6 protein-coding genes and 2 pseudogenes are annotated in these 6,108 nt (G+C 71.7%); all 8 read left to right on the forward strand.

Annotated elements, in window-relative coordinates; all coding sequences use genetic code 11:
* Nucleotides 1–197: pseudogene (locus BG452_RS27870) on the forward strand (DNA polymerase III subunit gamma/tau); the annotation flags it as partial.
* Nucleotides 198–288: 91 nt separating this feature from the next.
* Complete coding sequence (locus tag BG452_RS27875; RefSeq protein ID WP_188307116.1) at nucleotides 289–630, forward strand: YbaB/EbfC family nucleoid-associated protein; 342 nt, start codon at nucleotides 289–291, stop codon at nucleotides 628–630.
* 253 nt (nucleotides 631–883) lie between these two features.
* A complete protein-coding gene (gene recR, locus BG452_RS27880) occupies nucleotides 884–1,483 on the forward strand; it encodes a recombination mediator RecR (RefSeq protein WP_188307117.1) in 600 nt (199 codons plus the stop codon).
* Nucleotides 1,476–2,183, forward strand: coding sequence for a DUF5063 domain-containing protein (locus BG452_RS27885; RefSeq protein ID WP_223242828.1), 708 nt, complete (start codon nucleotides 1,476–1,478; stop codon nucleotides 2,181–2,183). Before recR ends, BG452_RS27885 begins: the two co-directional genes overlap by 8 nt.
* Before the next feature lie 348 nt (nucleotides 2,184–2,531).
* The gene (locus BG452_RS27890) at nucleotides 2,532–3,812 is read left to right on the forward strand and encodes an aspartate kinase (protein WP_188307118.1); all 1,281 of its coding nucleotides are present in this window, start codon (nucleotides 2,532–2,534) and stop codon (nucleotides 3,810–3,812) included.
* Nucleotides 3,813–3,840: 28 nt separating this feature from the next.
* Nucleotides 3,841–4,908 (forward strand): aspartate-semialdehyde dehydrogenase, encoded by a 1,068-nt coding sequence (locus tag BG452_RS27895; protein ID WP_188307119.1) that lies wholly within the window; start codon nucleotides 3,841–3,843, stop codon nucleotides 4,906–4,908.
* 425 nt (nucleotides 4,909–5,333) lie between these two features.
* Nucleotides 5,334–5,879 (forward strand): SigE family RNA polymerase sigma factor, encoded by a 546-nt coding sequence (locus BG452_RS27900; protein ID WP_223242829.1) that lies wholly within the window; start codon nucleotides 5,334–5,336, stop codon nucleotides 5,877–5,879.
* Nucleotides 5,872–6,108 (forward strand): annotated as a pseudogene (locus BG452_RS27905) (hypothetical protein); the annotation flags it as partial. The gene BG452_RS27900 and the pseudogene BG452_RS27905, both read left to right, overlap by 8 nt.

The raw sequence follows: 6,108 nt of genomic DNA on the forward strand, positions 1-6,108 counted from the left end.
CCCCGGCCCCCGCGCCGGTGCAGGCCCCGCCGCCGTCGGCGCCCCCGGCCCGCCCGGCGCGGTCGGTGGCCCCGGAGGACGACATCCCGGAGGAGGACGACCCGGACCTCAACGAGGAGGCGTTCTCCGGCCAGGAGCTGATCATCCGCGAGCTGGGTGCCACGGTGCTGGAGGAGATCCACCACCGCGGCGGCTGAGCGGCTCCCGGGGCGGGGCCACGGGACCGGCCCCGGGCCCGTAGGCTCAACGGTGACGGACGAAGAACCGCGTGACAGCAAGGAGTGAGCCGTGTTCCCCGGTGGTGGTCAGCCCAACATGCAGCAGCTGCTCAAGCAGGCGCAGAAGATGCAGGAGGAGCTCGCCAAGGCCCAGCAGGAGCTGGCCGAGGCGAAGGTGAACGGCACGGCGGGCGGCGGCCTGGTCGAGGCGACGGTGACGGGTTCGGGCGAGCTGGTGGCGCTGACCATCGCTCCGGCCGCGGTCGACCCGGAGGACACCGAGACCCTGGCGGACCTGATCCTGGCGGCCGTCCGGGACGCCAACCAGGCGGCTCAGAAGATGCAGGCCGAGCGGATGGGTCCGCTCACCCAGGGCCTGGGCGGCGGCGGCATCCCCGGCCTGCCGTTCTAGGACCGTCCAGGACCGTCCGGGTTCGTTCCAGGGCCATCCAGGACCGTTCCGGGGCCGTTGGAGGACAGCGAACGGTCGGAGGACCGTACCGGGGCAGGTCTCAGAGCCCCGTGAGAACACTCGACGGTCTGAAGTTCAGACGGTGGACCCATGTGATTTCTGTGGGAGTCGGGCGTCGGGCGGTGTGTCCGGCGCCCGATTCGTTGGATGATGGCACCGGAGCACCACCGACCATCCGAGGGAAGGCGCGACGTTGTACGAGGGCGTGGTTCAGGACCTGATCGACGAACTGGGCAGGCTGCCCGGCGTCGGGCCCAAGAGCGCCCAGCGGATCGCCTTCCACGTGCTGCAGTCCGACCCGGTCGACGTGCGCCGCCTGGCGCACGCGCTGCTGGAGGTCAAGGACAAGGTCCGCTTCTGCGCGGTCTGCGGCAACGTCGCCGAGGCCGAGCAGTGCCGGGTCTGCCTGGACCCGCGCCGCGACCTCGGCGTCATCTGCGTGGTCGAGGAGCCCAAGGACGTCGTCGCCATCGAGCGCACCCGTGAGTTCCGCGGCCGCTACCACGTGCTGGGCGGCGCGATCAGCCCCATCGAGGGCGTCGGCCCGGACGACCTGCGCATCCGTGAGCTGCTCGCGCGCCTCGCGGACGGCACGGTCACCGAGCTGATCCTGGCCACCGACCCCAACCTGGAGGGGGAGGCGACCGCCACCTACCTGGCCCGGCTCTGCAAGCCGATGGGCCTGAAGGTGACCCGGCTGGCGAGCGGACTGCCCGTCGGCGGGGACCTGGAGTACGCGGACGAGGTCACCCTCGGCCGCGCCTTCGAAGGGAGACGACTGCTCGATGTCTGACCGGACGATCAACCAGCAGCCCCACGGCCCGCAGCCCGATCCGGAGCTGGAGGCCCACGCCCCGCACACCCACGGCCACGGCTCCGAGCCGGACGACTTCGCCGTGCAGATCGCCGACTCGGTGGAGAGCTTCGTGCTCGCCGTCACCGAGGTCGCCAAGGGCGACGAACCGGGCAGCGCGGTCTCGCTGCTGCTCCTGGAGGTCTCGCAGCTGCTGCTGGCCGGGGGTCGGCTGGGTGCCATCGAGGACGTCGTCCCGGAGGACCGCTTCGAGCCCGACACCGGCCCGGAGCCGGACGGCGAGCAGCTGCGCGAGCGCCTCGCCGGGCTGCTCGCGCCGATCGACGTCTACCACGAGGTCTTCGACCCGTACGGTCCGCCGGAGAAGCCGAACGCCTTCCGGATCTCGGACGACCTGGCGGGCGTGGTCAGCGAGCTCCAGCACGGCCTGACCCACTACCGCGAGGGCCGGGTCAGCGAGGCGCTGTGGTGGTGGCAGTTCTCGTACCTCTCCAACTGGGGCACGACCTGCACGGCGGTGCTGCGGGCGCTGCAGTCGCTGATCGCCCACGTCCGGCTGGACAGCCCGATCGGTGCGGCGCCGGACGGCGCGGACACCGACGACGACGGGCTCACCGACGAGCAGCTGGAGCAGCAGGCGGGCGACCTGATGGCGGCCGAGCTCGGCATCGGCCGCTGATCCGCAGGCCGAACGTCGCCGATCCGTCGATCGAACGCCCGGGACCGATGACGGCCCCGGGCGTTCGGTGAATGTGACGGATGCCTCAGCAATCCGCCCGGAAGGGAAATCCGGCCGCGGCACCGGGCATTCGTCCGAGGATTCTCCGGAACGGCGCCGAATGCCCCGCAGACCTGCCGGTGGCACCGCCCGTACCGCCGCCCACGTGCTGAAACAACCGTCTCATCATATGGAAAGCGCCGGTCAGGGCACCCCTGCTCGGTAGACTGGCGCGGACCGCACCCCCCTTTCCCCCGGGGGTACGGGGGCCTGGAGCCCCCGGAAAACGACACTAGTCGAGGAGCGCACGTGGGCCTTGTCGTGCAGAAGTACGGCGGCTCATCCGTTGCGGATGCCGAAGGCATCAAGCGCGTTGCCCGCCGAATCGTTGATGCCAAGAAGGCCGGCCATGAGGTCGTCGTCGTGGTGTCCGCGATGGGCGACACGACGGACGAGCTCATCGAACTCGCGGAGCAGGTGTCACCGCTCCCTGCCGGCCGTGAGTTCGACATGCTGCTGACCGCTGGAGAGCGCATCTCCATGGCGCTGCTGGCCATGGCGATCAAATCCCTGGGACACGAGGCCCAGTCCTTCACGGGCAGTCAGGCCGGCGTCATCACCGACTCCGTCCACAACAAGGCGCGCATCATCGACGTGACGCCGGGCCGCATCCGTACCGCCCTGGACGAGGGCAACATCGCGATCGTGGCCGGCTTCCAGGGCGTGTCCCAGAGCAGCAAGGACATCACCACGCTCGGCCGCGGCGGCTCGGACACCACCGCGGTCGCGCTGGCCGCCGCGCTCAGGGCCGAGGTCTGCGAGATCTACACCGACGTGGACGGCGTGTTCACCGCCGACCCGCGCGTGGTGAAGAAGGCCCGCAAGATCGACTGGATCGCGTACGAGGACATGCTGGAGCTGGCCTCGTCCGGTTCGAAGGTGCTGCTCGACCGCTGCGTGGAGTACGCCCGCCGCTACAACATCCCGATTCACGTACGCTCGTCCTTCTCGGGTCTTCCCGGGACGATCGTCAGCAACGACAACCCGAACAAGCCCGAAGGGGGCGAGATGGAGCAGGCCATCATCTCCGGAGTCGCCCACGACACCTCCGAGGCCAAGGTCACGGTCGTCGGCGTGCCCGACAAGCCCGGCGAGGCCGCGCGCATCTTCCGTGCCATCGCCGACGCCGAGGTCAACATCGACATGGTGGTGCAGAACGTCTCCGCCGCGTCGACCGGCCTGACCGACATCTCCTTCACCCTGCCGAAGACCGAGGGCCAGAAGGCCATCGACGCGCTCGGCCGGGTCAAGGAGGGCATCGGTTACGAGTCGCTGCGCTACGACGACGCGATCGGCAAGATCTCGTTGGTCGGCGCCGGCATGCGCTCCAACCCGGGCGTCACGGCGAACTTCTTCGAGGCGCTGTCCGCCGCGGGCGTCAACATCGAGCTGATCTCCACCTCGGAGATCCGCATCTCGGTGGTCACCCGCGCCGACGACGTGCCGGAGGCGGTCCGCGCCGTGCACAGCGCCTTCGGCCTGGACAGCGAGAGCGACGAGGCCGTCGTCTACGGCGGCACCGGTCGATGACCCGGCAGCCGGGCGGGGGCACCGGGCGGTGACCCCGCGCCCGAACCTCGCCGTCGTCGGCGCCACCGGCGCGGTCGGCGAGGTGCTGCTCGGCCTGCTCTCGCTCCGCCAGGACGTCTGGGGCGAGGTCCGACTCGTCGCCTCCCCGCGTACGGCCGGCCGTACGCCGGTGGTCCGCGGGGAGGCGGTCGCGGTCGTCCCGCTGACCGAGGAGGCCTTCGCGGGGATCGACGTCGCCGTGTTCGCCGTCCCCGACGAGGTGTCCGCCCAGTGGGCGCCGATCGTGGCGGCCAAGGGCATCGTGGTGGTCGACGACTCGGCCGCCTTCCGCACCGCCGGGGACGTCCCGCTGGTCGTCCCCGAGGTCAACGCGGCCGCGCTGCGGATCCGTCCGCGCGGCATCGTGGCCAGTCCGGCCGGCACCACGCTGGCGCTGGTCGCGGCGGTCGGCGCGCTGCACGCCGAGTACGGGCTGGAACAGCTCGTGGTCGCCACCTACCAGGCCGCCAGCGGCGAGGGCCGGGCCGGCACCGCGGCGCTGCGCGAGCAGACCGCGCTGGTGGCCGGCACCGAGGTCGGCCGGCAGACCGGCGACCTGCGCGCGGTGATCGCCGACGAGGGGCCGTTCGCGGCCCCGCTCGCCCTCAACGCCGTGCCCTGGACCGGCGGCCTGCGCGAGGGCGGCTGGTCCGCCCAGGAGCTCGGGCTGCGCGACGAGGCCCGCAAGGTCCTCGGCCTGCCCGCGCTGCGGGTCTCCGCGACCTGCGTGCGGATCCCGGTGGTCCGCACCCACGCGCTGGCCGTGCACGCCCGCTTCGAACGCGAGGTCAGCCAGGAGCACGCGCAGGACATCCTGCGGGAGACGCCCGGCGTGGTCCTCTACGACGACCCGGCGGCCGGGGAGTTCCCCACCCCGAACGACGTGGTCGGCACCGACCCGGTCTGGGTCGGCCGGGTGCGCCGGGCGCTGGACGAACCGGACGCGCTCGACCTCTTCCTCTGCGGCGACAACCTGCGCAAGGGAGCCGCGCTCAACCTGCTGCAGATCGCCGAGCTGGTGGCCGGCGAGCTGACCGTCCGGCGGACCGAGAGCTGACGTTCCGGCGCTCCGGGAGAGCTGACCGTTCCGGCGGCCCGAGAGCGGTCCGGGAGCGGTCCGGGAGCGTCCGGGAGCGGTCCGAGCACGGTCCGAACGCGGTCGGAGGACGGCCGGAGCTGACGGTGGGGGAGGTCTAGGAACCGTCATCAGCCGGGATCGGAGGGCCCCTTGTGCCCGAGGATGTCCGGACCTGTGTCCGCTCCTCGACACAATCTGTCCGGAATCCCGTGGGAATCCCCTGGAGGCCTCTTCCGCCGATGCGGAAGAATGGCCCCCGGGCTGGGCAACCATGACAGGGGATCGAGTGTCCAACGGGCGTGGCGAACGTGATGGTGGGGGCAGGGACGGGCAACCCGGCGAGAGCCGTGGTGGCGTTCCCGTCGCGCATTCCGTGGTCTTCGAGTAGGCCGGAAGACGACCAGATGACGGCGGCCGCACCCGGTGCGGCGGACTCCGGTGCCGGTACCGACGCGGGTACCAGCGAGGACCTGCTCACCGAGACCTACCAGGCGCACTACCGCTCCCTGCTGCGGCTCGCAGCGCTGCTCCTGGACGACCTCTCCACCTGTGAGGACGTCGTGCAGGAGGCCTTCATCCGGGTGCACGCCGCCCGGCGCCGGGTGCGCGAGCCCGAGAAGACCCTGGCCTACCTGCGGCAGACGGTGGTCAACCTGTCGCGCTCCACGCTGCGACGCCGGATCCTCGGCCTGCGACTGTTGCAGAAGCCGATGCCTGACATGGCCAGTGCAGAAGAAGGTGCCTACGATGCCCTGGAGCGCGACCAGCTGAAGGCCGCGCTGAGGGGTCTGCAACGCCGTCAGCGGGAGGTTCTGGTGCTGCGTTACTTCGTGGACATGACGGAGGCGCAGGTCGCCGAGACCCTGGGCATCTCGCTCGGTTCGGTGAAGGCGTACGGCTCGCGCGGACTCGCCGCCCTCCGGATCCAGATGGAGGCCGGACATGGCTGACGGCGCCCGGCAGCAGCCCGGTGACGACGACCTCCCGGACCTCTCCTCCGAGGAACGGGCGCTGCGCCGGCTCATGCACCACGCGGTGGACGGGATCCAGCCCGGCCTCGGCGCCCTGCCCCGGATCCGGCAGGCCGTCCCCCGGCGGCGGGCCGCCCGGCGCGGAGCCTGGACCGGTGCGGCGGCGCTGGCCCTGGCGGTCGCGATCGCCCTGCCCGTCCTGCACGAG

The organism is Streptomyces sp. CBMA123 (assembly GCF_014596465.1).
Lineage (GTDB): Bacteria > Actinomycetota > Actinomycetes > Streptomycetales > Streptomycetaceae > Kitasatospora.

Bases quoted from the DNA above. Each gene is read 5' to 3' on its own strand.
- BG452_RS27885 (WP_223242828.1), top strand. From the start codon at position 1,476: ATGTCTGACCGGACGATCAACCAGCAGCCCCACGGCCCGCAGCCCGAT.
- BG452_RS27900 (WP_223242829.1), top strand. From the start codon at position 5,334: ATGACGGCGGCCGCACCCGGTGCGGCGGACTCCGGTGCCGGTACCGAC.